This is a genomic window from Micromonospora marincola (assembly GCF_056150385.1).
On the sequence record NZ_JAXCFT010000024.1, the window covers coordinates 13,421 to 37,705 of the forward strand.

Annotated in this window: 32 protein-coding genes; 14 read left to right on the forward strand and 18 right to left on the reverse strand. The window is 72.4% G+C overall.

Annotated elements, in window-relative coordinates; translation table 11 throughout:
- Positions 1–313 precede the first annotated feature (313 nt).
- Positions 314–574 carry a hypothetical protein gene (locus SM450_RS28640; RefSeq protein WP_474622895.1) on the reverse strand — a complete coding sequence of 87 codons (261 nt, stop codon included), beginning with the start codon at positions 572–574 and terminating at the stop codon, positions 314–316.
- The gene (locus SM450_RS28645; protein WP_474622896.1) at positions 562–705 is read right to left on the reverse strand and encodes a hypothetical protein; all 144 of its coding nucleotides are present in this window, start codon (positions 703–705) and stop codon (positions 562–564) included. Before SM450_RS28645 ends, SM450_RS28640 begins: the two co-directional genes overlap by 13 nt.
- A 386-nt stretch (positions 706–1,091) precedes the next feature.
- Between SM450_RS28645 and SM450_RS28650 the strand changes: the two genes are divergently transcribed.
- On the forward strand, positions 1,092–1,970 hold the full coding sequence (locus tag SM450_RS28650; RefSeq protein WP_474622897.1) for a helix-turn-helix domain-containing protein: 879 nt from the start codon (positions 1,092–1,094) through the stop codon (positions 1,968–1,970).
- The gene (locus SM450_RS28655) at positions 1,963–2,160 is read left to right on the forward strand and encodes a DUF397 domain-containing protein (RefSeq protein WP_474622898.1); all 198 of its coding nucleotides are present in this window, start codon (positions 1,963–1,965) and stop codon (positions 2,158–2,160) included. The genes SM450_RS28650 and SM450_RS28655 overlap by 8 nt, the downstream gene beginning before the upstream one ends.
- A gap of 43 nt (positions 2,161–2,203) precedes the next feature.
- Here SM450_RS28655 and SM450_RS28660 read toward each other — a convergent pair whose 3' ends face one another.
- The 4 genes from SM450_RS28660 to SM450_RS28675 all read right to left on the reverse strand — a co-directional run bounded on the left by SM450_RS28660 (position 2,204) and on the right by SM450_RS28675 (position 4,497).
- Positions 2,204–2,605 (reverse strand): nuclear transport factor 2 family protein, encoded by a 402-nt coding sequence (locus tag SM450_RS28660; RefSeq protein WP_474622899.1) that lies wholly within the window; start codon positions 2,603–2,605, stop codon positions 2,204–2,206.
- A gap of 125 nt (positions 2,606–2,730) precedes the next feature.
- Complete coding sequence (locus SM450_RS28665; protein ID WP_474622900.1) at positions 2,731–2,967, reverse strand: hypothetical protein; 237 nt, start codon at positions 2,965–2,967, stop codon at positions 2,731–2,733.
- Between the two features lie 303 nt (positions 2,968–3,270).
- The gene (locus SM450_RS28670) at positions 3,271–3,879 is read right to left on the reverse strand and encodes a hypothetical protein (protein ID WP_474622901.1); all 609 of its coding nucleotides are present in this window, start codon (positions 3,877–3,879) and stop codon (positions 3,271–3,273) included.
- Between the two features lie 108 nt (positions 3,880–3,987).
- Positions 3,988–4,497, reverse strand: coding sequence for a hypothetical protein (locus tag SM450_RS28675; RefSeq protein WP_474622902.1), 510 nt, complete (start codon positions 4,495–4,497; stop codon positions 3,988–3,990).
- 203 nt (positions 4,498–4,700) lie between these two features.
- Between SM450_RS28675 and SM450_RS28680 the strand changes: the two genes are divergently transcribed.
- The 6 genes from SM450_RS28680 (at position 4,701) to SM450_RS28705 (ending at position 10,563) form a co-directional block, all read left to right on the forward strand.
- Positions 4,701–5,147 carry a hypothetical protein gene (locus tag SM450_RS28680; RefSeq protein ID WP_474622903.1) on the forward strand — a complete coding sequence of 149 codons (447 nt, stop codon included), beginning with the start codon at positions 4,701–4,703 and terminating at the stop codon, positions 5,145–5,147.
- A gap of 536 nt (positions 5,148–5,683) precedes the next feature.
- Positions 5,684–6,517 (forward strand): alpha/beta fold hydrolase, encoded by an 834-nt coding sequence (locus tag SM450_RS28685; protein WP_474622904.1) that lies wholly within the window; start codon positions 5,684–5,686, stop codon positions 6,515–6,517.
- A gap of 147 nt (positions 6,518–6,664) precedes the next feature.
- The gene (locus SM450_RS28690; protein ID WP_474622905.1) at positions 6,665–7,843 is read left to right on the forward strand and encodes an ATP-binding protein; all 1,179 of its coding nucleotides are present in this window, start codon (positions 6,665–6,667) and stop codon (positions 7,841–7,843) included.
- On the forward strand, positions 7,833–9,059 hold the full coding sequence (locus tag SM450_RS28695; RefSeq protein WP_474622906.1) for a hypothetical protein: 1,227 nt from the start codon (positions 7,833–7,835) through the stop codon (positions 9,057–9,059). Before SM450_RS28690 ends, SM450_RS28695 begins: the two co-directional genes overlap by 11 nt.
- Positions 9,029–9,745 carry a response regulator transcription factor gene (locus SM450_RS28700; protein WP_474622907.1) on the forward strand — a complete coding sequence of 239 codons (717 nt, stop codon included), beginning with the start codon at positions 9,029–9,031 and terminating at the stop codon, positions 9,743–9,745. The genes SM450_RS28695 and SM450_RS28700 overlap by 31 nt, the downstream gene beginning before the upstream one ends.
- A gap of 74 nt (positions 9,746–9,819) precedes the next feature.
- Entirely contained in the window at positions 9,820–10,563 is a 744-nt protein-coding gene (locus SM450_RS28705; RefSeq protein ID WP_474622908.1) for a hypothetical protein, read from the forward strand.
- A gap of 200 nt (positions 10,564–10,763) precedes the next feature.
- On the opposite strand, the gene SM450_RS28710 is transcribed toward SM450_RS28705, so the two are convergent.
- Complete coding sequence (locus tag SM450_RS28710; protein WP_474622909.1) at positions 10,764–11,516, reverse strand: lysophospholipid acyltransferase family protein; 753 nt, start codon at positions 11,514–11,516, stop codon at positions 10,764–10,766.
- A gap of 99 nt (positions 11,517–11,615) precedes the next feature.
- Here SM450_RS28710 and SM450_RS28715 point away from each other — a divergent pair, with 99 nt between their 5' ends.
- A complete protein-coding gene (locus SM450_RS28715) occupies positions 11,616–12,272 on the forward strand; it encodes an alpha/beta hydrolase (RefSeq protein ID WP_474622910.1) in 657 nt (218 codons plus the stop codon).
- A gap of 66 nt (positions 12,273–12,338) precedes the next feature.
- Here the strand turns inward: SM450_RS28715 and SM450_RS28720 are convergent, their stop codons facing one another.
- From SM450_RS28720 to SM450_RS28750, 7 genes are all read right to left on the reverse strand, one after another.
- Entirely contained in the window at positions 12,339–14,399 is a 2,061-nt protein-coding gene (locus SM450_RS28720) for an amylo-alpha-1,6-glucosidase (RefSeq protein ID WP_474622911.1), read from the reverse strand.
- On the reverse strand, positions 14,399–14,770 hold the full coding sequence (locus SM450_RS28725) for an SCP2 sterol-binding domain-containing protein (protein ID WP_474622944.1): 372 nt from the start codon (positions 14,768–14,770) through the stop codon (positions 14,399–14,401). Before SM450_RS28725 ends, SM450_RS28720 begins: the two co-directional genes overlap by 1 nt.
- 116 nt (positions 14,771–14,886) lie before the next feature.
- The gene (locus tag SM450_RS28730; protein ID WP_474622912.1) at positions 14,887–15,303 is read right to left on the reverse strand and encodes a CBS domain-containing protein; all 417 of its coding nucleotides are present in this window, start codon (positions 15,301–15,303) and stop codon (positions 14,887–14,889) included.
- 76 nt (positions 15,304–15,379) lie between these two features.
- A complete protein-coding gene (locus SM450_RS28735) occupies positions 15,380–16,402 on the reverse strand; it encodes an aspartate-semialdehyde dehydrogenase (protein WP_474622913.1) in 1,023 nt (340 codons plus the stop codon).
- 96 nt (positions 16,403–16,498) lie between these two features.
- Positions 16,499–17,842, reverse strand: coding sequence for a M16 family metallopeptidase (locus SM450_RS28740; protein ID WP_474622914.1), 1,344 nt, complete (start codon positions 17,840–17,842; stop codon positions 16,499–16,501).
- Positions 17,839–19,131 (reverse strand): M16 family metallopeptidase, encoded by a 1,293-nt coding sequence (locus tag SM450_RS28745; protein WP_474622915.1) that lies wholly within the window; start codon positions 19,129–19,131, stop codon positions 17,839–17,841. The genes SM450_RS28740 and SM450_RS28745 overlap by 4 nt, the downstream gene beginning before the upstream one ends.
- An 89-nt stretch (positions 19,132–19,220) precedes the next feature.
- Entirely contained in the window at positions 19,221–19,436 is a 216-nt protein-coding gene (locus SM450_RS28750; protein ID WP_474622916.1) for a hypothetical protein, read from the reverse strand.
- A 194-nt stretch (positions 19,437–19,630) separates the two neighbouring features.
- On the opposite strand from SM450_RS28750, the gene SM450_RS28755 reads away from it, so the two are divergent.
- The 3 genes from SM450_RS28755 to SM450_RS28765 are packed head-to-tail and all read left to right on the forward strand — an operon-like array spanning position 19,631 to position 21,287.
- On the forward strand, positions 19,631–20,785 hold the full coding sequence (locus SM450_RS28755; protein WP_474622917.1) for a 3-deoxy-7-phosphoheptulonate synthase: 1,155 nt from the start codon (positions 19,631–19,633) through the stop codon (positions 20,783–20,785).
- Positions 20,786–20,835: 50 nt separating this feature from the next.
- Positions 20,836–21,060, forward strand: coding sequence for a hypothetical protein (locus tag SM450_RS28760; protein WP_474622918.1), 225 nt, complete (start codon positions 20,836–20,838; stop codon positions 21,058–21,060).
- Positions 21,061–21,083: 23 nt separating this feature from the next.
- Complete coding sequence (locus SM450_RS28765; RefSeq protein ID WP_474622919.1) at positions 21,084–21,287, forward strand: hypothetical protein; 204 nt, start codon at positions 21,084–21,086, stop codon at positions 21,285–21,287.
- Positions 21,288–21,346: 59 nt separating this feature from the next.
- Here SM450_RS28765 and SM450_RS28770 read toward each other — a convergent pair whose 3' ends face one another.
- Genes SM450_RS28770 through SM450_RS28780 form a run of 3 tightly spaced genes read right to left on the reverse strand, consistent with a single transcriptional unit; the run spans position 21,347 to position 22,532 of the window.
- Entirely contained in the window at positions 21,347–21,883 is a 537-nt protein-coding gene (locus SM450_RS28770; RefSeq protein ID WP_474622920.1) for a DUF1360 domain-containing protein, read from the reverse strand.
- A gap of 32 nt (positions 21,884–21,915) precedes the next feature.
- Positions 21,916–22,233: a hypothetical protein gene (locus SM450_RS28775; protein WP_474622921.1), complete on the reverse strand. Its 318-nt coding sequence runs from the start codon at positions 22,231–22,233 to the stop codon at positions 21,916–21,918.
- Complete coding sequence (locus tag SM450_RS28780) at positions 22,233–22,532, reverse strand: DUF6158 family protein (RefSeq protein ID WP_474622922.1); 300 nt, start codon at positions 22,530–22,532, stop codon at positions 22,233–22,235. Before SM450_RS28780 ends, SM450_RS28775 begins: the two co-directional genes overlap by 1 nt.
- 122 nt (positions 22,533–22,654) lie before the next feature.
- Between SM450_RS28780 and SM450_RS28785 the strand changes: the two genes are divergently transcribed.
- Together SM450_RS28785 and SM450_RS28790 are read left to right on the forward strand one after the other, a co-directional pair.
- Positions 22,655–23,077 carry a hypothetical protein gene (locus SM450_RS28785; protein ID WP_474622923.1) on the forward strand — a complete coding sequence of 141 codons (423 nt, stop codon included), beginning with the start codon at positions 22,655–22,657 and terminating at the stop codon, positions 23,075–23,077.
- Between the two features lie 24 nt (positions 23,078–23,101).
- Positions 23,102–23,431, forward strand: coding sequence for a DUF3817 domain-containing protein (locus SM450_RS28790; RefSeq protein ID WP_474622924.1), 330 nt, complete (start codon positions 23,102–23,104; stop codon positions 23,429–23,431).
- Between the two features lie 7 nt (positions 23,432–23,438).
- On the opposite strand, the gene SM450_RS28795 is transcribed toward SM450_RS28790, so the two are convergent.
- Complete coding sequence (locus tag SM450_RS28795) at positions 23,439–23,939, reverse strand: DUF6232 family protein (protein WP_474622925.1); 501 nt, start codon at positions 23,937–23,939, stop codon at positions 23,439–23,441.
- Between the last annotated feature and the right edge of the window lie 346 nt (positions 23,940–24,285).

The window sequence follows — 24,285 nt, forward strand, 5'->3', positions numbered from 1 at the left end:
CCGGATCACCGCCCCGCGACGTACTCGAATTCGTCTCCGATCCGCCCCGACGATGCCCGCGTTTCCGGTACCGACGGCCTCCTGGGGCGCGGAGACCTCCGGCTTGGTGTCGGTGCGGTCGTCGATGAGGGAGAGCGCGAAGTAGCCACCGTCGAGAGGCTTGGACGGGCTCCCGTTTCAGCACTCATACGAGCAGAGTAGGAGTCGATGGCACGCCTACAGCCAAGACCGCCGGCTGACGCCGACGCCATCCGACAACGACGGACGGGCTGACCAGGTGCGCAGGCGCCTGACCACCATTCGCGATCTTCTTCTAATCCCAAGGCCGCAGGTTCGAATCCTGCCGGGCGCACAGGTATCGTTCGACCGACGTCAAGCCGCTTTGCATCACGAAGATCGAGCGCCGAGCCACAGCGTCGCCTCGCTCGTCGAGCTGGTATCCATCGAGCCAAATCCAGCCGTCGAAGGTCGTCCAGTCCAGGACGCGGATAACGCGGAAGTGGAACGACCTCACGAACTGAGGGCTGGCAGCTCGCGTGATGTGCAGCAGGTCGCCGGCCTTCAGGGTCGCCACTGGTCGCGGACCTTGCGCCAGGCGCGGATGCGGGCGCGTGCGACGACGACGCGCGGACACCAGCCATAGGGACGACACCGCGAGCAGGTGTACGCGACGTGGTAGTCGATGATGGCCCAGGACAGCGCCACCAGGAAGGGCGTATCGGGCCTCACGACTCGCCGCCGTTACGACGCTTCTGACTGCGACCTGACCGCACCTGGGAAGCCTTGTTCGCTGAGGGCCGGACCATCGGCAGGACTTGGGCCTCGTCGGTCACGCGAGGGTGTTCGTTCGTGATCGGTCGTTGCACCACATCGACCGGTTCGTTGCTGCGTTGGAACCACTTCCAGCGGGGCATCCCGCACCTCCGGCGATTCGTCGGCCACCTCGTCCAGCAGCCAACGTGGGGCCACGCGGCTCCAATCTGCAACGTCTCACTCAGCGATTCGAGGGAAAAGATTGACGCCGTGCCATGCGGGCGTGCAAGGTGGCTGGAATGAGACAGACAGGCATCTGAGGTGAGATTGGGGGCCAGATGGTCGAGACGGGATCTTCCGTCCCGCGCCGGCAACTCGGGCGGCTGCTGAGGCAGGCACGTGAGGAAGCCGGCATCAACCTGGAGGCTGCGGCGACGACGCTGGAGTGGTCCCGAGCGAAGATGTATCGCCTGGAGGCTGGTCAGACAGCGCTCCGGACCCACGACGTGAACCTGATGTGTCAGCTCTACGGCACCTCAGCGGACCTGACCGAAGTCCTCGTTTCACTCGCCAGGGAGAGCAAGAGCCGAGGCTGGTGGCACGCCTACGGCGATGTGATTCCCGCGTGGTTCGAGCTGTACGTCGGGATGGAGGCGGCGGCCTGTCACGTCCGGCAGTACGAACCGAATCTGATCCCGGGTCTCCTCCAGACGCCCGAGTACATGTCTGTGGTCTTCGAGACCAAACCCGGGCGGACTCCGGCGGAGGTGGCCCAGAAGGTCGCCCTGCGCATGGAGCGACAGAAGCTTCTCGATCGCAAGAATCCGGCAGCTCCCCAGTTCGAAGCGATCGTCGACGAGTCTGTCCTTCACCGCCCCATCAGCGACGCGGATGCCTGGCGGGCTCAGTTGGCCTACCTGGTCAACGCAGCCCAAGCCACGAACATCAAGGTCCGCGTGCTGCCGAGGAGTGCCGGCCCACACCGGGCGTCCGCCGCAGGTGGCTTCGTGATGCTTGACTTCCCCGCAAAGGGAACCAGGCCCGCCGAGCCCAGCACCGTCTACAGCGAATCGCTGACCGGCAGCATCTACCTCGACCGCCCCAGCGAGGTAGAGACGTACTCTTCGGTCTGGGAGACTCTGTGGAGCCTTGCCTTGGACGAACGCGCGTCCGAGGATCTCGTGGCCGCCCTGATCAAGGAGACTTACGATGACTGAGACGATCACGGCCCGCTGGCGTAAGAGCAGCTACAGCGGCAACGAGGGCAACTGCGTCGAGGTTGCCGACAACCTCCCGAACGTCGTGGGCGTGCGTGACAGCAAGGACATCGCCGGTCCGTCGCTGACCTTCGCCACTGCCCAGTGGGGCTCCTTCGTCGAGTTCGTCAAGGACCGCACCCGCGGCTGAGCTTAGCGATCCGAGAGGGAAGGACCGGCGCAAGCGATAACCGTCATGGTCGCAGCGGCACCCGCCGGGGTGTCACCTTCCGATACGCGATCCGCCACCCCGCGACCTCTCGGCGGACGATGTCCTCGTAGACGACGCTGCCGACCGATCCGTCGGAGGTGACGCCAATCCCTTTCGACGTGGCCCGGATGGTGCCGTCCGGGTCTTCGCTCACGTAGACGTTCGGGACGTGGTGTCCCACCGGGTTGCCGTCCCCAAGGGCCGGGGCTGCTCCTTTGATGGCCGCACAACCGTGCAACTCGCCGGCTCCGAAGGCTGTCAGGTCGTACACCACGTCGACAGTGAACAGCTCGTCCATCCTGTCGAGATCGCCGGCGTCCATGAGATGACCGTGCAGAGCTATCAGCTCGTGGATCGCCAACTTGTCTTCCGCCGACAGCGCCATCAGCGAACCCCTCCCCGTAGAAGGACTGCGTGACCAAGGAGGCAGGTTATCGCGACCACCCTCAGGTCCGGGCGCGCGCAGGAGCGAGGGCCCGGATGCGGTAACAGCCAGGCCCTCCCTCCCGGCTATTTCAAGAGCTTGTGCAGGCTCGTCGCGACACCGAGCCCGGTCAGCACGAGGGCGACGACGCCTGCGGCGGCACCTGCCACCGGGCCGGCCTGGGCGGCCACGGTCACGAAGCTGACGGCGCCGGCCAACAGCCCGACAACCAGCGAGATGGCGAGGATGACCAGGTCTCGGACCGAGAGGAGCGGCGCACGACCCTCGTCGTCCCCCGAGGGTGTGAAGGAAGCATCGGACACAGATTTTCTCCTGGACTGGCGTGCTGATCTGCTCGGACAGTGCGAAGCCCGGCCTGTTGTTCAGCCCTCCACGGTTACCGCCGAAGTGAGGACTCAGTCAGGACGGACGTCTACGTGGATAACGATCACCACTCGTGCACGTTCCGGTAGGTAGATCACGTTTGAGCAAAGCCGGACCCGTTGCTTCTGCAACTTCCACGTCGTTGGATGTAGGCAGAGGAGCGGCAGGGACACGTTGGTCGCAGCCTCGGACAGGAACGGCCCCCTGTTACCGCGGGGGGCCGTTCGCATCGTGCAGCACCCCTACCCTTGGAGCCGCTGCGCCCAGTACACCTGGCCGTCCGAACCCATGTAGACGAAGGCCAGCAACAGGTCGGCGGTCGCAACCGGCGCGGTCACCATCGGCAGCTCCGGATCCTCGACGTACGGAAAGAGTGCGACAAATGTCAGTGGTGAAGCCTTCTCGTCCGCCACGTGAAGTCTGTTGCCGTTGCTCCGCCGCTCGTCCCCGAACGTGGCATCACCCGCGCCTCGTAGCCAGGAATAGCGCTCGGCGAGCCGGTGCTCGATGCCCGCGTTCCCGATACCGACGGCCTCCTGGGGCGCGGACACACCGAAGACCTCCGGCTTGGTGTCGGTGCGCTTGTCGATGAGGAAGAGCGCGAAGTAGCCGCCGTCGAGAGGCTTGGGCGGGGTCTGCCAGGAAATCCGGCCCAGCACCAGTTGGTCGCGTCCGGAGGCGACCGGGGCGGATCCCTTGTCACCGAGCGCGACACGCGCCTGCTCGTTGCTGACGAAACTGAGCGAGGACTCGATGGCCAGTGCTTCCGGGCCGTACGGCGGACGGTTGTGCCACCACTGCCAGGTGAAGACGGAGGCTATCGCCAGGATGACCGCCAGGACAGCTGCCATCAGTCGATTCCTCTGCCACGTCATGCTCGACAGTGAACCACCCGGGCGCGGCATTCGAGGCCCGTAAGGCGCAGCCGGCGCCGTCCGGTCATGGATGTAGCGGCGCCGTCAGGAGTCCGCCGGCACGCCGGCCTCCAGTTGCCCGATCACGGGCCCGAGCAACTCGTGGAGTTCCCGGGCCAGCACGACGACCGCCCGCCGTGCCGCCGCTGCCACGGAGTCGTCCGGCCCGTCGGGGGCCGGTGGCAGGTCCCCGAGCGGGAGCGGCGCCTCGACCTGGAGGATCGCGCGCAGGTGCGGGCTGCGCGTCAGGTCCTGCTCGGTCGGCGTCGTGTACTGGCCGAACAACTGCGGCCAGTCCCGCCAGCCCCGGTCGCGCTGCCGCTGCCGGGTCCAGGTGAGTTCGGCCGGCCACCGGGACACCACGGCCACGGTGCAGATCAGGCTGCCGTCCCACGGGCTCGGCGCGCACGTGGCCGAGACGATCCGCCGGCGCCACCGGACGTAGCCGGGTGACAGCTCGGTGGCCAGCCGCCAGGCCGTCGCGGCGAAGGCGACGGGCGATGTCGCCCCACGTGTCGGCAAATTCGGCGGTACGCCGAAGCACCTCGTTCTCATAGCGCCCGCGTCCGTCGGCGCCGTGCTCACGATCGAAGTTCTCGTCGATCCAGAAGGCCCGCGGTTCCACCACCGTCATTCCCCGTCCGAGACATCAATGCGTCGTCACTGTCGGGTCCACCACGAGCGGCGGGTATGTCGGTGCCTCCCGGCATGATGGCGGCAGTCCGGCCGGCCAGGGCCGGGGAACGTCAGGAGGCAGTGTGGGCGCGTCGGGATGGCACTACTACGTCGCCTACCAGCCCGATCTCGGGGCGGCGCTGGAAGGGCTGCGGCAGCGGGTCTTCGCGACAGGTGACTACTGGTGGGCTGCGGGCGGGGAGTTCGGCAGGTCTGCCGCCGACTTCCCGCACCGGCCGCAGACAGAGGACGAGCTGTGGGCGAACGATCTGGTCCAGGAGTCCGGCACCCACTCCATCCTGGACATGTCCCGGGTGCTGGTCACGGGCGAGGAGCCCGACTTCGGGACGGTCGAGCCGGTAACCGGGGCGGAGGCGCTGGAGCGGGTCGGTGTCGCGACGTTGACCCGGGCACACGTCGAGGCGCTCGGGCCCCTCGCCGCGCAGCGCTGGTTCGGCAGGTGCGCGGTGCTGCACGACGAGGCCGGCGCCCCGAGCGAAATCTACTTCTGGGGCTTCTCCGGCGACTAGGGTCGCGCGAGCGAGGGCCTGGATGCGGTAACAGCCAGGCCAGCACTCCCGCGCCTACTTCACCTGGACTAGCGTGCTGATCTGCTCGGACAGTACGAAGCCCGGCCTGTTGTTCAGCCCTCCACGGTTACCGCCGAAGTGAGGGCTCAGTCAGGACGGACGAGCCTCGGACAGGAACGATTTCGACGCCGTCCGGGACAAGTGGCAGACGCACGGGTTCGTCATCCTGCCGGGCTACCTTCCGGCGTCGAACCTGGCACCCGCGCTCGGCGAGCTGGAGAGCATGTTCCCGACACCGGACGGCTTCCACGACGGCACGGATCCACGCCGGGACCGCCATCTCGCCGACGAGTTCGACGGCATCGACGCCTTTTCCCTTCGACAGCGTCGAGCTCGGTAAAGGCGCCGTCGACAGACCACGCCGGGGCCGCGCGGCTCAGGAGGACGCGGGGTCGGTGCGCAGGCAGCGCGCTGCTCGGCGGCGTGCGGAACATCGCCAGGGCCGGAGTGTCGGCCGCCAGGGATAGTCTCCGGCCATGGTGACCGAGACCGACCTTCGCCTGCCCGACGGCCGCACCCTGCACGTCTACGACACCGGCGGGGCGGGCCGGCTGCCCGTGTTCTGGCACCACGGCACGCCCAACATCGGCGCCCCGCCCGCGCCGCTGTTCGCCGCCGCCGACCGCCTCGGCCTGCGCTGGGTGTCGCACGACCGTCCCGGCTACGGCGGCTCCACCCCGCTGCCGGATCGCGACGTCGCCTCGGCGGCGGCCGACGTGGCCGCGGTGGCCGACGCGCTGGGCCTCGACCGGTTCGCGACGATGGGTCACTCCGGCGGCGGCCCGCATGCCCTGGCCTGCGGCGCGTTGCTGCCGCAGCGGGTGGTCGCGGTGGTGGTCGGCGCCGGGCTGGCACCCTACGGCGCGGCCGGGCTGGACTGGTTCGCCGGCATGGTGCCGTCCGGGGTGGCGTCGCTGCGCGCCGCCGCCGCGGGGCGCGCGGCGAAGGAGGCGCACGAGTCCTCCGACGCCGAGTACGACCCCGGGTTCACCGAGGCCGACCTGGCCGCGTTGCACGCCGAGTGGTCGTGGTTCGACCGCGTGGTCGGTCCGGCGGTCGCGGCCGGCCCCGGCGGGCTGATCGACGACGACCTGGCCTACGTGCGGCCGTGGGGTTTCGACCCGGCCCAGGTCACGCCGCCGGTGTTGCTGCTGCACGGCGACCGCGACGGCATCGCGCCGGTGGCGCACGCCGAGTGGCTGGCCGGGCGGTGCCCGTCGGCCGAGTTGCGCCGGTTCCCGGACGACGGGCACATCTCCGTGCTCCGGCACGCCGAGCCGGCCCTGGAGTGGATGCGCAGCCGCACCTAAACCGGATGCTGATCGTCCACTTCTCCGCGAGATAACCGCGACGCGCCGCGCACCGTGGGTGACCGGTCCGACAAAACGTGCTATTCTCCGGCGTCAATCTATGCCGTGCGGACCCGGCCGGGTCGCTGCCGGAAGGACACCTCCCCGATGCCGGTGGCTGTCGCCACGCCCCTGCCACGATCCCCACTGGACCGCCCGGCGGGCGGCGCGTTCACGCTGATCTTCACGACCCTTCCGGCGCTGCTGCGGCTCACCTGCGGCGTGGTCGGCGCGGTGGTCGCGCTGTCGGTGCGGACGCCTCCGGTGCGGGTGGCGCTGCTGGTCCCGGCCGTCGTCACGCTCACCGCGTGGTCCTGCTGGTATGCGGTCCGCGCGTTCCGGCACGGCGTCGGCGGCGCGCTTGTGGCCGGCGACGTGGCGCTGACCGCCGCCGCCGCGCTCGCCGTCCCGTGGCTTGTCGCGCCGGAGGTGCTACCGGGCGAGGGGAGCTGGGTCGCGGTGCTGGCGAGCACCACGGTGATCAACGCGCAGGCGACCGCCCCGGCCCGGTGGTCGGTGCCGGCCGGCCTGCTTGTCACCGCCGCCTACGCGACAGGCGCCACGCTTGCCGGGAACCCGGTCGAGGCGCGGGCGCACACCGGCACGCTGCTGGTGCAGATCGGCTGCACGGCGGTGATGACAGCGGTGATGCGCCGCTGGATCGGCCGGGGCGACGCCACGTTCGCCGATTACCAGCGGTTGTCCCACGAGGCGGTGGTGGCGCGCACCGCGCGCGAGGCCGAACGGCGGCACAACCGGGACCTGCACGACACCGTGCTCGGCACGCTGACGATGATCGGGCTCGGCGCGGTGCCCGGCGCCTCGGCGGCGCTGCGCGAGCGGTGCGCGGCGGACCTGCGTACCCTCAGCGCCCTGGCCGGAGCGCGAACCGCAGGCGCGGCCGGCGAGGCGGACCTGGACGAGCGGCTGCGCACGGTTCTCGCCGGGCTGCCGGAGGTGACGGTGACCGCGACGCTTCCGCCGTGCCGGATGCCGGCAGAGGCCGCGGCGGCGCTCGCCGACAGCGCCGCCGCCGCGCTGGCGAACGTGGCCCGGCACGCGCCGGGCGCCACCGCCGCGCTGCGCCTGGCCCGCGCGGGCGGCGCCGTCGTGGTCGAGGTGGTCGACGACGGTCCCGGTTTCGACCCGACCACGGTCCCGGCCCACAGGTACGGGCTGCGCGAGTCGATCCACGGCCGGATGGCCACGGTGCACGGCCGGGCGGTGGTGACCTCGGCCCCTGGCGCCGGCACCCGGGTGCGGTTGGAGTGGTCGGATGGCGACTGAGTCCCCGTCGGTGGGCACCGGCGCGGCGCTGCTCCCCCGGCCCCGGCCGCGGACGTCGGCGCGCTCCGGGGCGGCCGTGGCCCCACCGCAGGCGCGTGCCGTGGCGGACGCGTCGGACCGGGGGGCCCGGCTCGTCGCGGTCGTCATCGCGCTGGCCTGGCACCTGGTGATCGGGCTGCCGGCGGTGCTGGAGGCGGGGCCCGGAATGGCCGCGCCGGCGGTGGTGGCGGCCGGCTGGCTGGTGACCGCGCTTGTCGGCGTCGCCACCGGCGTACGCCTGCTGCGCGGCGGTCTGCCCCCGGCCCGGCGGCTGGCCGTGGTGCTGTTGGTGATCGACGCGGCGGTCTTCGCGGCGGCCGGCGGGCGGTTCCTGTTCACCTCCGCCAACTGGGTGTGGGGCGGCCTGGCCTGGTTCTTCCTGCTGGTGCTCTGGCAGCGACCGGTGCGCTGGCTGCTGGTCCTGCTCGCCGCGCACGCGACGATCGCACTGTCGGCGGTGGTGCTGCACGGGGCGACCGCGCCGGCCGACCTGAGCCGCTACGCCATGTACGTCTACGGCACCTCCACGCTGCCGGTGGCGGTCTTCGCCGGCGCGGCGGCGCTCACCGCGCTGGCAAGGGACCGGGCCGGCACCGCCGCGGCGACGCTTGCCGTGGCCGCGGAACGGGAGGCGGCCGAGCGGGCCCAGGGCGAGCGGCAGGCCCGGCTCGCGCTTGTCAGCGGCACCGCCGAGGAGGTGCTCGCCGCGCTGGCGGCCGGAGACGCCGACCCGGCCGACCCGGCGGTACGCCGCCGCGCGGTGCTGGCCGCCGCCCGGCTGCGCCGGTTGATCGCCGAGTCCGACGACGTGCCCGACCCGCTGCTGCACGAGCTGCGCGCCGCCGCCGACCTGGCCGAACGGAACGGCCTGCCGATCGACCTGGTGGCGGTCGGTACGCCACCGGAGCTGCCGGTCGACGTACGCCGAGGGTTGGCCGACCCGCTCACGGCGGCGCTCGCCGGCGCCCACGGCTGGGCCCGGCTGACCGTGGTCGCCGGCCCCGACGAGGTGGTGGTGAGCCTGGTGACGCCGGAGCACGACGGCCCGGACGATCCGGTGGCGCCACCCGGCGGGGACGATGTGGTGGCGCCACCCGGCGGGGGCGGGCCGGTGGAGCACCTGCACGAGCGGGACGGGGAGATCAGATGGACGCAGACCCGCTGGCGGCGGACGTGAACCCCGGGCAACCGATCGGGGTGGCGATCGTCGACGACCATCCCGTGGTGATCGACGGGGTGCGCGCCTGGCTGGCCACCGAGCCCCGGTTGCGGGTGCTGGCGACCGGCGACGACCCGGACGCGGTGCTGCGGGCCGCGCCGGAGGCCGAGGTGGTGCTGCTCGACCTGCGGCTGCACGGGCGGATGGTGCTCGACAAGCTGGCCGAGCTGAGCACGGCCGGACGGCGGGTGGTGGTCTACTCCGAGCACACCGACCCACAGACCATGCTCGCCGCGCTCGACGCGGGCGCGGTGGCGTTCCTGGCCAAGCACGAGGGGCGCGAGCACTGCGTCGCCACCGTGCTGGCGGCGGCGAGCGACAGGCCGTACGTGCCGCCGGCGCTCGCCGGCGCGATGGTCGGCGACGCCCGGCCGGACCGGCCGGCCCTGTCCGACAAGGAACGCGAGGCGCTGCTGCTGTGGTTCCAGTCGATGTCGAAGGCGTCGGTGGCACGCCGGATGCAGATCAGCGAGCACACCGTCAAGCAGTACGTGGACCGGGCGCGGATCAAGTACACCCGGGCGGGGCGTCCGGCGGCCACGAAGGCGGCCCTGCTCGCCCGGGCGATCGAGGACGGCCTCGTCCGACCGGAAGATATCGGCATCTACCGGTCGCAGGCGTCGGCCGACCGGCCGACCCCCTAACGGGTGTCATGACAATCACCCCAGGAATCGTCAAGGATCATCGGTACCGCCAACCGTCGCCGGGAGGTCGTACCGTGCCGGAGGACGCCGCACCCTTCTTCATCGGACCACACCGCTTCGACGCGGACGACGACCCCACCCGCCCCCTGCTCGACCGGCGCTACACGCTGGTGCCCGAGCCGGGTGAGCGGCTGCTCGGCCAGCACCGGCTGCCGGTCGCCGGCCACCTGCTCGGTCCCACCGAGGACGTACGCTGCTGGGCGCTGCCCGACCCTGCGACGATCACCGTGACCGACAGGCGGTTGGCGTACGTCTGCACCGGCTCCGAGCTGTCCCTGGTCCCCGGGCGGGACGGCCCGACCGGCGCCCGGCACCGGCGCCCGGCCCGGCTGTCCCGCCTGGTCAGCGGTCAGATCCGCTGGCAGTGGCCGTCCCGGCTGGAGCTGGTCGAGGTCGACGGCGACGCCGCCGAGCTGCGCGTGGTCTGCGACGCGCTGCGCACCATCCGCCAGCCGGCGCTCGCGATCACCGGCCCGGTCGCCCTGGTCACCGCGCTGGCCCGGCAGGTACGCCGCTCGGTGGCCGGATACCGACTGGCCCACCCGGACCTGGTGGACCTGTCCCCGCCGGAGCGCGACGTCCTCGCCACCCGGGTGGCCGCCTCCCCCGGCCCGACGGTGGGCACGGTGACCCTGCCGGGGTCGCTTCCGGTGGAGTTCCTGACCCGGGACGACTACTACCGCCAGCCGGTGGCGGAGGCGTCACCCTGGCCGCAGCTCGACTCCCCCGCCCGCGACCAGCCCGGCTCCGCCTGCTGACCCGTTCGCCTGTGTATCGAGGACGGCGGCTCTGCGAGTGGGGCAGTTTCTGGCGTCCCACCACTCGCACCCCACCCTGCCCAACGCCCCCCCCGAGGGGGGTGATCATGAAGTTGACGGCGATGTTGATCTCTGTTGATGCCGTCAACTTCATGATCACCCGCGCAGGGCGGGGGCGGGGGCGGGTCTGCGGGCGCCGGTCAGGGAGTGGTGCGGGAGCGGCGGGCCGGACGGTCCAGCTCGACGGCCTGCTCCGGGGTCGGCGCGCTGCCGCCCAGGTGGGCCGGCAGCCACCAGGCGTCGTCCGGGCCGGCCGGCTGCTCCGGGTATTCCCGCTGGGCGCGGTCGACGAGCGCCGACAGCCGGGTGCGCAGCTCGGCGGTCAGGGCGGCGGAGTCCGGGTGGGCGGCCGGGTCGATCGGCTCACCCACGAGGATGGTGATCGGGGTGTGCCGGCGGGTAAGCGTGCGCGGACGGCCCTTGGTCCACAGCCGTTGGGTGCCCCAGAGCGCGACCGGCAGCAGCGGCACGCCGGCCTCCTGCGCCATCCGGGCCGCGCCGTTCTTCAGGTCCTTGACGGTGAAGGAGCGGCTGATCGTCGCCTCCGGGAAGACGCCGACCACCTCGCCCCGGCGCAGCGCGCCGACCGCTGCGGAGTATGACCCGGCGCCTGCGGCGCGGTTGACCGGGATGTGCTTCATGCCGCGCATCAGCGGGCCGGAGACGCGGTGCCGGAAGACGCTGTCCTTGGCCATGAACCGGACCAACCGGCGGGATTTGTGCGCGCCGTAGCCGCAGAAGATGAAGTCGAGGTAGCTCACGTGGTTGGACGCGAGAACCGCTCCCCCGGTGGCGGGCACGTGCTCGCTGCCCCGCACGTCCAGGCGCAGGTCGAGGGCGCGGAACATCGTCTTGGCGGCGGTGATCACGGGCGGGTACACGAGCTCCGGCATCCGGCAACTTTACCCCGGGTAGGTTACGGAACCGTAGGGCCGCTCTGCCCTGAGCAGACCGGGGTCGCGGACCGGCCGGGACGCGACCACGATGGGCAGATGACCGAACGCGGCGTGCTGCTCTGGATCCACGGCGGAGGGTGGCGGGCCCGCTCCGACGAGGACGGCGCCGCGCTCGCGCCGCTCGGGCTGCGGGTGGTCTCCGCGACCTACCGGTTCTCCCACGAGGCGCGCTGGCCGGCGCAGCTCGACGACGTACGCGCCGCGGCGCGCGCCGCCCGGGCCACCGCGGGCGGGTTGCCGCTGCTGGTCGGCGGCGACTCGGCCGGCGGGATGCTCGCCCTGCACCTGGCCCTGCGCGGGGTGGACCGGCCCGGCGACGTGGCGGCGGCGCTGGCGTACTGGGCGCCTGTCGACCCGCTCGACGCGGCACAGCGGCGTCGGCGTCCGGCCGGCGACGACCCCTGGGCCGACCTGCTCGGGCATGCACCTGTCGACGGCGACCCGGCCACCGCCGACGCCGCCGTCGCCAGTCATCTCGGCTGCGGTGTGCCGGTGCTGCTGGTGCAGGGCCGCGACGACGTCCCGGTGCCCGCCGCCCAGGCGGTCGAGCTGGCCGGCCGGCTGTTGGCCGCCGGTCACCCGACCCACCTCTGGCTGACCCACGGCGGCCACGCGCTCGATCTGGCCCGCCCGGACCTGCGCGCGGTGGCCGCCGCGTTTCTCGACCACGTCCTGCCGGCGACCGGCCACTGAGCCGGCGCGCCGGCGCCGGTCAGCCCGGCCAAGCCGGTCAGCCCGGCAAAGCCCGGCCAAGCCCGGTCAGCCGGCCAGGTTGTGCAGGTCCAGCCGGCCCCGGGCGAACGCGTCCACCCGGCCCCACCGGCCCGGGATGTCAAGCACCTCGATCCGCCCCATGCCCACCGGCAGCCGCGGGTCCACCGCCAGGTGCCCCTCGTGCGGCTCCAACCCGAGCATGGTCCGGATCAGCAGCAGCGGCGCACCCGTCGACCACGCCTGCGGACTGCACGCGGTCGGATACTCCACCGGGAACTTGGTCAGCTCCCGCTGGTAGCCGCCGAACGCCTCCGGCAGCCGTCCGTCGAAGTAGGTCGCCGCGTCCAGGATCCCGTTGGCGACGGTGGCCGCCTCCTCGGCGAAGCCGTACCGGCGCAGGCCCCAGGCAACGAACGAGTTGTCGAACGGCCAGATCGTGCCGTTGTGATAGCCGATCGGGTTGTAGCGGACCTCGCCCTCGGCAAGCGTCCGCACCCCCCAACCGGACCAGAGCCGCGGCCCGACCAGATGCGCGGCGATCTGCGGCGCCCGCTCGTCGTCGACGATGCCGCTCCACAGCAGGTGGCCGATGTTGGAGCTGAGCACGTCGCACTGCCGCCCCTCCGGGTCCAGGGCGAGCGCGTAGAAACCGCCGTCGGCGACCCACCAGTCGCGGTTGAACCGCGCCTTCAGCTCCGCCGCCTCGCGTTCCAACTGATCGGCGTACGCCGGGTCGCCCCAGAACTGCCGGGCCAGCCGGGCGGCCCGCATCTTCGCGTCGTACGCGTACCCCTGCACCTCGCAACTGGCTCGCGGGAACGGCGGCAGCGAGCCGTCGGCGTACGAGACGGAGTCCCAGGAGTCCTTCCAGCACTGGTTCTCCAGGCCGGTGTCGGTGTTGCGCCGCTCGTACCAGATGTAGCCGTTGCCGACCAGGTCGGCGTAGTCGTCGATCCACTTCAGCGCCGCGCGGCACTCCCGTTCCAGCTCCTTGACCAGCGCGACGTCGCCGCTCCACCGCTCGTACTCGTCGAGCAGCACCACGAACAGCGGAGTCGCGTCCACCGAGCCGTAGGAGGGCGAGTGCGGCTGTTCCTCGAACGCGGCGGTCTCGCCGTAGCGCATCTCGTGCAGGATCCGGCCCGGATCCTCCTCCCGGAAGTCGTCGAACCGGGTGCCCTGGAGGGCGCCGAGGATGCGCAGCGTGGTCTTGGACAACCCGGGGGCGAACGGCAGCACCTGAAGGCAGGTGAGGATGCTGTCCCGGCCGAACATGGTCATGAACCAGGGCAGGCCGGCGGCGGGCAGCGTCTGCCCGCCGAGGGAGAGCGGTGAGAAGCGCAGCGCGGCGAGGTCGACCAGGCACCGCTGGTAGGTCGCGGCGACCCGCCCGTGTTCACTGTTGACCTTGGGGGCCTGGTCGATCCACTCCTGGAGGTCGTGCGCGAGGGCGAGGCGCTCGGTGCCGTGCGCCCGCAGCCCGATCCGCAGGTCCCGGCCGCCGGGGCCGATGGCGAAGGTCTGCACGTCGATGACCACGTCCCACTGCGCGTTGGGCTCCAGGTGGACGCTCCAGGCGAGGCCCCGGTGGTCGTAGTGGGCCGGCTGGTTCGCGGAGACGACAGTCTCCCGCTTGAAGTTCCCGCGCCGGTAGCCCAGCCGCAGCCGGTCCGACTCCGCCTCGGCGTAAAGCTCGCCCTTCTTGTTGACGATCTCGTCCTTGACCTGGAAGAGGTCGGCGAAGTCGGCGCCGGCGTCGATCCGGATCGCCAGGTCGACCGCCTTCTCGTCGTGGTTCAGGACGGTGAGCGTCTCCCGGAAGCTGCCACCCACCGCCCGCTCCCGGATGATCGACAACTTCGCGTCGACGTAGTGCGTGGCCATGCCCGGCACCAGGAAGAACCGGGCCTCGTAGTACTGGATGTCGTCGTAGGAGAGCGCGTTGAGCCGCTCACCGTCGACGGTGAGCACCCACTTCGACAGGTACCGGGTGTCGAGCGAGAAGAGACCAGTCGGCTCGGTCGGCGTGGCCTCGATGTCACCTGTCTCCTCGGAGACCACGAACGTGTTGCCGTCCAGAATCCGGACGGTGTTGCTCCCGGCCATCAGGCGGCCCTCCTGGAGAACGTGTGGCGCGGCCCGCGGGAGTCCGGCGGACCGGGGAAGACGCGCTCGATCTGGAGCACGAGCCGCAGGTCACCGACGACTGTCATGTCGCCGCGCAGCAGCGCCGCGATGGCGTTCTCCTGACCCTCGACGAGGGCGCCGAAGAACCGGGGCTCGGTGCCGACCACGGTGTCCGCCTCGCCGTCCTCCTGCCGGACCCGCACCCTGCCCCGGTCGATCTCCAGCAGCCAGTGCGTGGACTGCGCCCCCTCGTGCAGGTCGAACCGGAGAGTTCCGGACGTCTTGACAAGCAGCGGCTCGAACCCCCGCCGGTCCAGGTCCTCGAAGAATCTCGTGGTCGTGTCCACGATCGCAGGGTCCCCGCCGGGCTCCGGGTCAACCTCGCCCGGATCGGGTGAGGCGGCGGACCGCGCGCACGCGGGACGCCGGCCCCCGAACCGGGGACCGGCGTCGTCGCGGCGGACGGTCAGTTGTTGGGATCGTCGGCGCTGATGTCCGCCAGCACCGACTGGGGTTCCCGCTCGACCGCCAGGTCACCCATCGAGACCAGGCCGATCAGCCGTCCGTCGGAGATCACCGGGAGCCGGCGTACGGCGTACGTGCGCATCAGGTCGGCGGCGGCCACCGCGTCGTCGTACTGGCTGACCGTCACCACGTCCTTGCTGGTGATCTCGTTGAGCCGGGTGGTGGCCGGGTTCCTGTCCTCGGCCACGCCGCGGACCGTGATGTCCCGGTCCGTCACGATGCCGACCACGTTGTCGCCGTCGGTCACCACCACGTCGCCGATGGCGCTGTCGCGCATCTCCTGCGCCGCCGCGGTGAGCGTGTCGTTGCCGTCCATCGTCACCAACCGGGTCGTCATGAACTCTCCGACCGTTGTCATGGTGCTCCCCTCTCGGTGTCGGCACCGCCGTCTACCCGCCGCCCGAGGCGGGGTAACGCGGGCCGCCCCGGAGGGGTCAACGCTCGGCGGCGACCAGCTCGGCGAGCTGCACGGCGTTGAGCGCCGCGCCCTTGCGCAGGTTGTCGTTCGCGCAGAACAGCGCCAGCCCGTGCGCGACGGTCTCGTCGGCCCGGATCCGCCCGACGTACGTCGGGTCCTGGCCGGCCGCCTGCAACGGGGTGGGCACGTCGGACAGCGCCACGCCGGGCGCGCCGTCGAGCAGCTCCCGGGCCCGGGCCGGGTCGATCGGCCTGGCGAACCGGGCGTTGATCTGCAACGAGTGGCCGGTGAACACCGGCACCCGCACGCAGGTGCCGGAGACCTTCAGGCCGGGAATCTCCAGGATCTTGCGGCTCTCGTTGCGCAGCTTCTGCTCCTCGTCGGTCTCGCCGGAGCCGTCGTCGACGATCGAGCCGGCGAGCGGGAGCACGTTGAACGCGATCGGGCAGGCGAACGAGCGCGGCGCCGGGAACGCGACCGCGGAACCGTCGAACGCGAGCGCGCTCGCGTCCTCGGCCACTTTGCGGACCTGCTCGTCCAACTCGGCCACGCCGGCCAGGCCGGCGCCGGAGACCGCCTGGTAGGTGGCGATGACGAGGCTGACCAGCTCGGCCTCGGCGTGCAGTGGGCGCAGCACCGGCATGGCGGCCATCGTGGTGCAGTTGGGGTTGGCCACGATGCCCCTGGGCCGGTCCGCGATCGCGTGCGGGTTGACCTCGGCGACCACGAGCGGCACCTTGGGGTCCATCCGGAACGCCGAGGAGTTGTCGATCACCACGGCGCCGGCCTCGGCGACCCGTGGGGCCAACTCCTTCGCGGTGCCCTTGCCCGCCGAGAAGAGCACGATGTCCAGGCCGCGATAGTCCGCGGTGGCCGCGTCCTCGACCGTGACCTCGCCGTCGCGCCAGGGCAGGGCGCGCCCGGCCGACCGGGCCGAGGCGAACAACCGCACCTGCTCCGCCGGGAACTCGCGCTCCGCCAACACCTGCCGCATCACGCCACCGACCTGGCCGGTGGCACCCACAATGCCGATCCTCATGCCCGCGAGGCTACCCAGCCGGGCCGGCCGGGCGGGAAACGTTTCCCAGCGCGCGGGCCGGGGCGACGGGAATCACACGCCGTCGCCCCCGCCCGGTCACGCGTGGTCGACCACCTCGCCGAGGCCGGCCGCCACCAGCTCGTCCCGGATCACCGCCGCGTCGCCCTCGACGACCATCGTCATCGACTCCGGGTGCAGGTGCGCCGAGGCCGCCGCGGAGACCTCCTCGACGGTCGCCGCGAGCAGCGCCTCCCGCAGCCGGGCGTGGTAGTCGTCCGGCAGGTCGTGCACCACGAGCGTGGTGAGCGCCGACGCGATCGCCCGCGGGCTCTGCAACTCGACCGAGAGCTGGCCGGCCCGCCAGGAGCGGGCCACCTCCAGCTCCTCCTCGGTCACCCCGGTCAGCCGGGTCCGCGACACCTCGCCCACGCACTCCACGAGCGCCGGCGCGGTCACCGTGGTCTGGACGCCGGAGCTGACCCCGAACCGGCCGAACCGCCGGGACGAGGCGAAGTCGCCCCGGATCCCGTACGTGTAGCCGCGCACCTCGCGGATCAGGTGGTTGAGGCGGGAGGTGAACGCGCCGCCGAGCACGGTGCCGGCGAGCGTCATCGGCACGTGGTCGGGGTGGGCGCGGTGCGGGGACGGGTGGCCGAGCCGCAGCGTCGACTGCACCGAGCCGGGACGGTCGACCAGGATGACCCGCCGCCGGTCGGCGAGCGGCGCCTCGATCGGGCCGCCCCGGTCCACCGGGCCACCGCCGGTGCCGGCGAACGCCGCCGCGCCGAGCGCGTCCAGGTCGATCCGCTCCAGGTCGCCGGCGACGATCAGGGTGCCGGGACGGATGAACCACTCGGAGTGGAAGACGGTGACGTCGTCGGATTCCAGCGCGGCCACGCTGCCCGGGTCGCCGTAGAGCGGGCGGCCCCACCGGTGCTCGGCACCGAAGAGGTCGGCGCGCAGCACCGCGTCGGCGCGCGGGCCCGGGTTGGCCCAGTCCATCCGCAGCGCGGTCGCCTCGTCGTCGCGGACCCGCAGCACGTCGGCCGGGTCGAGCCGGGGCGTGCGGACCGCCTCCGCCATCAGCTCCACCGCGGCGCTCAGCCGGTCCACCGGGACCTGCACGCTCACCTGGAACGAGTCCCAGTCGAGCCCGGTCACCAGCTCGGTGCCGAGCGCCTCGATGGCAAGCGCGTACGCGGTGGCGTCCCGCTGCGCGGTGCCTTCCTCAAGCGCCTTCGCCAGCACCGCGCCGAGGCCCTCCTTGCCGACCGGCTCCCGACCCGCGCCGCCGTCCAGCAGCAGCAGCGCGACGGCGAGGTTCTGCCCGGGCAGGTGCGCGGCGACGACCTGGCCGCCGGCCACCGCGCGCCGGACCACCTGCGGGAACCGGTAGGCGCGGGCGGCTCCGGGACCGGGACGGGCGGCGATGAGCGTCATGAGGTCTCCTCGGGCAGGTAGGTCAGGATCACCCGGTCGGCGGCGCCGAGCAGCTCGGCTGCCTGCTCGGCGATCTGCTCCGCGGTGACGGCGAGCCAGGCGGGCAGCCGGTCGCCGGCCCGGGCCGGATCGCCGAACTGGGTGGCGTACCGGCCGAGCGTGTCGGCGCGCCCGTCCACCGTGGACATCTGCCGCCACCACATGGTGCTCAGCAGCGCCTTGGCCCGCTCCAACTCGGCGGCGGTCACCGGCACGGTGGCCAGCTCGTCGACCACCTCGGCCAGCCCGTCACGCAGCCGGTCGGCGGTCACGCCGGGCCGGGCGGTGGCGGTGGCGATGAGCGGGGCCGGCGCGTGCGCCAGATCGACGCCGTACGCCCCGACCAGGTCCGGCTGGGCGATCCGCTCGCCGTCGGCGAGCCGCTGGTAGAGCCGGCTGCCCCGGCCGCTGCCGAGCACGGTGGCGAGCACCGTGGTCACGTCGTACCCGGGGGCGCCGAACGGGTGGGTGCGGTGCGCGAGGTAGACGCGGGCGGCGGGGACGTCGGAGGTGACCGTCTCCACCGCGGGCCGGCCGGTGGCCGGCACCGTGCGCCCGTCCGGCGCGGGCGGGATGTCGGAGCGCGCCCCGAGGCCGCCGAAGTATTTGTCGGCAAGCGCGAACACCTCGGCCGCGCTGGTGTCGCCGACCACGGTGAGCACCGCGTTGTTGGGCGCGTAGTAGGTGGTGTGGAAGTCCTGGAAGGTGGCCAGGTCGGCGGCGTTCAGGTCGGCCATCGACCCGATGGTGGCGTGGTGGTAGGGGTGGCCGGGCGGATAGAGCAGCGGCAGCAGCCGCAGCCAGGCGTCGCCGTACGGGACGTTCTCGTAGCGCTGCCGCCGCTCGTTCTTCACCACGTCGCGCTGGTTGTCGAGCGTCTCCTGGGTGAGCGCCGGCACCAGACCGCCCATCCGGTCGGCCTCCAACCAGAGCGCCAGCTCCAGGTGCTCGGCCGGGACGGTCTCGAAGTAGTTGGTCCGGTCCGGGTTGGTGGTCGCGTTGAGCGAGCCGCCCGCGCCCTGGATCAGCTTCATGTGCTCGGTCTTCGCCACGTGCACCGAACCCTCGAACATCAGGTGCTCGAAGAGGTGGGCGAAGCCGGTCTGTCCCGCCGGCTCGTGGCGGGAACCCACGTCGTACCAGAGGTTGACCGCCACGGCCGGGGCGGTGCGGTCCTCGCTCACCACCACGCGCAGGCCGTTGTCCAGTCGGGTCGTCTCGATCGGCCAGGGGAAACCGCTGTCGGGCATGGCACCCACGCTAGCCGAGGACCGCCGCCCGGCACCGGACCGCCGTCCCCGCCGCACGTCGCGGGGCCGGCGGGGCCGGGGCGTCGCGCTCAGTCGGGCGGCTCGACGGGGTTGACGGTCTCGGCGGAAGTCCGGTGCTCCAGCACCGTGTCCGGGGCGGCGTTCCGGTCCTCCTCGCGGAGGTCCGATTCGGCGAGGATCGCGTCGGCCTGGGCCTGCGCGTCGTCGCTGCCCACCGCCGCCTCCTCGGGTAGCAGGTGCGCGCGGGAGGAGATCCGGTCCTGGTCGCTCTGGTCGTGACTCATGGCTGTTCCCATACCCCGCGTCCCGCTTCGCGGAACGGCGCGGGCGTTCACGGGCGCGTCGGGTACGCTGGCCGGCGTGACGCGGTCGTATCGATGGTTTAGGCAGCCGGCTGGAGGAGCCGGTGACTCGACCGTGAGCTGACGTCACCACCTCTTCGAGCCGGCCGGGCAGGGATGCTTCCCTGCCCTTTCGCATGCGAGCAGCCGGCTCGATCCCTGGGCGCCGGCCCCGGGGCACGGTCGGCGGAAGGAATCCCACCGTGACCACGTCCCCGGATGCCCGCCGGGTCATCGACCAGCGGATCGACCGTGTCGTGCCGTTGACCACCCCGGCCCTGCTCCACCACCACCTGCCGCTCGACGTTCCCCTCGCCGAGGCCGTCGTGGCCGGCCGGCGTGCGGTCGGCCGGGTGCTGGACCGCGCCGACGATCGGCTGCTCGTGGTGGTCGGCCCGTGTTCGGTACACGACCCGGCCGCCGCGTTGGAATACGCCGGCCGGCTGCGCGAGGCCGCCGACCGGGTCGCCGACGACCTCCTCGTGGTGATGCGGGTCTACTTCGAGAAGCCGCGCTCGACCGTGGGCTGGAAGGGCCTGATCAACGACCCGGCGCTTGACGGCTCCGGCGACGTGAACACCGGCCTGCGCACCGCGCGTGCCCTCCTGCTGGACGTGCTGCGGCTGGGCCTGCCGGTGGGCTGCGAGTTCCTCGACCCGATCACCCCGCAGTACATCGCGGACACGGTGGCCTGGGGGGCGATCGGCGCCCGGACGGTGGAGAGCCAGGTGCACCGGCAGCTCGCCTCCGGCCTGTCCATGCCGATCGGCATGAAGAACCGCCCCGACGGCAGCATCGCCACCGCCGTGGACGCGATCCGGGCCGCGGGCGTGCCGCACGTGTTCCCCGGCATCGACGTGTCGGGCATTCCGGCGATCATGCACACCCGGGGCAACGCCGACGGCCACCTGGTGCTGCGCGGCGGGGGCGGCCGGCCCAACTACGACGCGGAGTCGGTGGCCGGGGCGCTGGACCTGCTGCGCGCCGCGAGCCTGCCCGAGCGGGTGGTGATCGACGCCAGTCACGCCAACAGCGGCAAGGACCACCGTAACCAGCCGCTTGTCGCCGCGGACGTGGCCGCGCAACTCGCCGCCGGCCAGCGCGGCATCGTCGGGATCATGCTGGAGAGCTTCCTGCGCGCCGGCCGGCAGGATCTGGACCCGACCCGGGAGCTGGAGTACGGCCGGTCGATCACCGACGCGTGCATCGGCTGGGACACCACCGACGAGGTGCTCGACCACCTGGCGCAGGCGGTCCGCGCCCGCCGGGCCACCCTGCCCACCCCGGCCTGAGCCGGGGTTGGGCGGCGTTTCACCGGTTCGGGGCCGGGTAGGTGGTCGGCGTGACAGATGACGCGCCAGTGACCGAGCAGCCGGACACCAGGCCGCTCGACGACCTGCTCGACCACCTCTACCAGGGCCAGGAGCGGATCAGCCAGGCGGACATCTACCGCCGGGCGGTGGCCGCCGAGCTGCCGGCGGAGCTGCTCACCCGGGTCGCCGCGCTCCCACAGGGCGAGTACGCGGTGGACGAGGTGGCCGACATGCTCGGCGGCACGGTCATCTGAGGCCCGCCGACGAGAGGACGCACATGACCGACCGCGAGCCCGAGCACGAGCACCTGGCGGCGCTGGGCCAGCCCCCGGAGGGCACCGACACGCTGCCGGAGCCGGACTTCGCCAACGAGCACGACCGCACCGCGGTGGACCGGGACATCATCACCGGGGAGGACGAGCCGGAGTCGGAGACGTCCCGCGGCTGGGCCGGCGAGGATCACGGCACCACCCCCACCTGATCCCCGGGCGCGAGCGGAACGGGGCCGGCGCGTGCGCGCCGGCCCCGTCGTTCGTCGGCTCACTCCTCGTGGCTGCCCTCGGCCGCCCGCTGGGCCACCGCGTAGCCCATCTGGAGGAAGTCGGAGGCGGCCACCGCGGTAAGCGCGGTGGCCACCAGCCGGGTCAGCCGGGGCGCCAGCACCAGGCCGCCGGTGAGCCCGGTGGCCACCCACACCGCCAGGCAGAACGGGCAGCTCACCAGCTCGCCGAGCGCGTGCCGGGTGGGGCTGCCCTCGTCGCGGACCTGCTCCATCACCTCGCCGCTGCCGCCGGGGTGGTCGTAGCGGGTGAACGGCGCCCGCAACGGACTGGTGATCGCGTCCTTGGAGATCAGCCGGCTCAACTTGTGCGTGGCGATCGAGAGCAGCACCACGTCTCCGGGGCTGGGCCGCTCGGGGACCGGCCGGCCGGTCAACCGGACCACCCCGACAAGTGCCGCGGTCACCCCGGCGTAGGTGCCCATCGCCTTCAGGTAGCCCTCCAGCGGTCGGTGCTCGTGCGGCGCGTACGCCTGGCGCAGCCGAGCCACCTTCTGCTTCACGCCACTCCCGGTCAACCCGGCCTCCCTCGTCGTCGTACCGGCCGGAGTCAACCGGCGGTCAGGTTGTCGGCCACCTCGCGGTCGAGGTTGGCCAGGATCTCGTCGGCCAGGTCGTGGTCCGGGCCGGCCAGGTCCAGCCGGACCCGGGCGCCGCCGGCGTCGGCCGGCTCCACGTCGATCTCCGCCGACCAGTCGTCGCTGCTCCACCGGGCCCGCATGTCCTCGGCGTCGAGCACCTCCACCCGGCAGGTGCCGGAGCGGCGCAGTTCCTCGGGCAGCCAGGCGGAGGAGCGGTTCGGGTCGGTCGCGGTGTTGAACACCACCTCTGGCGGCGCGGACATGCCGCGCTCGGCGTGACTTGCCATCAGGCGTCCCGCAGCCGGTGCGGATCGACCTCGCGGCCCGGGTGCCGGGCCAGGTACTCGGTCTCCAGTTCGGCGGTGCGGCGCAGGTGGTTGGCGAGCGCGGAGTCGGTGGCGTGCCGCAGCGTGTCCAGCCGGGTGCGGTGCAGGCTCCGCACTTCCCGGATCAGGTCCTCGTCGCCCAGCTCGGCGGGGTCCACTCCGGGCGGCTCCTCGTCGACGGTCCCGGTGCGGGCGTGGTCACCGTCCCATTCGGTGACCCGCTGCTCCGGGCTGGCGTCCCGGCTTGCCGATTCGGTCATCGTCGCCCCCTCGTCTCGTTCGGGCTGGCGACTAGACGGATGCCCAGCGCGGGTGCCACCAAACCACGCCCACCTACGACGCCGCGTCGGAGACGGCAGGCATCCCCGGTACCCTCGATGGCATGCAGCGGCTCCGGACACCGGCGTGGATCGCCCGCCACGTGGCCATGGTCGTGCTGGTGGTGGGCTTCCTCGGGTTGTGCTGGTGGCAGGTCACCCGGGCTGCCGGAGGCAACTCGTTGAGCTTCGGCTACGCGATCGAGTGGCCGGTCTTCGCCGGCTTCGTGGTCTTCGTCTGGTGGCGCGAGGTGCGGCAGGCGCTGCGGGCGGGGTCCGAGCAGCGGGCCGATCCCGCGCCGCCGGCGACCGCCGGCGGCGAGCCGGTCGCCGAGGGCACCCCTGTGGTACGCCGGCCGGTGCGGGCCGTCCGGGTGCCGGTGGGCCCGGTCGACGGGGCGGACGACGGCGAGCTGGCCGCGTACAACCGCTACCTTTCCTGGTTGAACGCCAATCCGGGCGCCCGGCCCGGCGACTATCCCGGCTGAGGCCGGTCGGAAGGACGGACGACGGTGGGCGGAGCCCTTACCCGGTACCGCGTGATCGCCTGGATCGTGGGCGTGGCGCTTGTGGTGCTGGTCCTGATCGGCATGCCGCTGAAGTACGGCTTCGACAATCCGAGCGTGGTGGCGGTGGTGGGCGTCGCGCACGGCTGGCTCTACATGCTCTATCTGGCGCTCACGTTCGACCTGTCCCGCCGGGCCGACTGGCCGTTGAAGCGGATGCTGCTGGTGATGTTGGCCGGCACCGTGCCGTTCGTCTCGTTCTACGCCGAGCGGCGGGTGAGCCACTGGGTGGCCGCGGAGCGCCGGCTCCGTACCCCGGAGCCGGTCGCCGGCTGACCACGGCTCAGCGCGTCGGTCGCCACGGCCCGGCGCCCGGCGGGTCGGTCCAGCCGCCGAGGCGCGCTCCCTCCCGGGCGCGGCCCAGGGCGCGGGTGACCTGGCCGAACTGCCGCTCGTCGTCGCTGCTGAACAGCAGCACCTCGGTGCCGCGGATCCGTCCCCACAGCTCGTGCGCCGGGGGCCGCCAGCGGTCGCCGGCAAGCACGAGCAGCAGCGGCAGCAGGCCCGCCGCGCCGAGCGTGAGGTACGCCCCGGCGGTGAGCCGGTGCAGGCCGCCGGTGAAGCCGAGCAGCACGCCGACGGACGCGATGAGCGCGGCGGAGACGCCGACCGCCCGGGCGGCGAGCCGGTCGTGCGGTCCGCGGGCGGTCCGGAGTTGGGTGATCTCGGCCACCGGCCAGCTCCGACGGCCGACGGTGAAGCGCTCGCCGGTGACCACGATGCCGGGCCGGGCGTAGAGCAGGGTGGGCGCGGGCGGGTGGGTGGAGGAACGATCGGTCTGCACGGTGGCCTCCCGGGGTCGGGATCCCGTGGTGGGATTCCCGGATCCGCGTCCCATTGTGTGGCCGATCCGCCACCCGACCTCGGGTTTCAGCCTTCCGCGCGGAACGTGGGCACGACATTCGCCCAGAACGACGAATCGGGCGAGCCTCACCTTCTACGCAGGCAAGCCCGACGCGACGCCATTCGGTTCGCGAATCGGTCACAGACCGTGAACGTCATCATTGTCACTTTCCGACACTTTGCCAACTTTCGCCCCTGCTTGAACTCCCGACAACTCTGATCACGGGTTAGGTTGTCCAGGTCGGTCCGGTCGACCGCCATCCGCCCGGATGGCGCCGGGCCGGTGT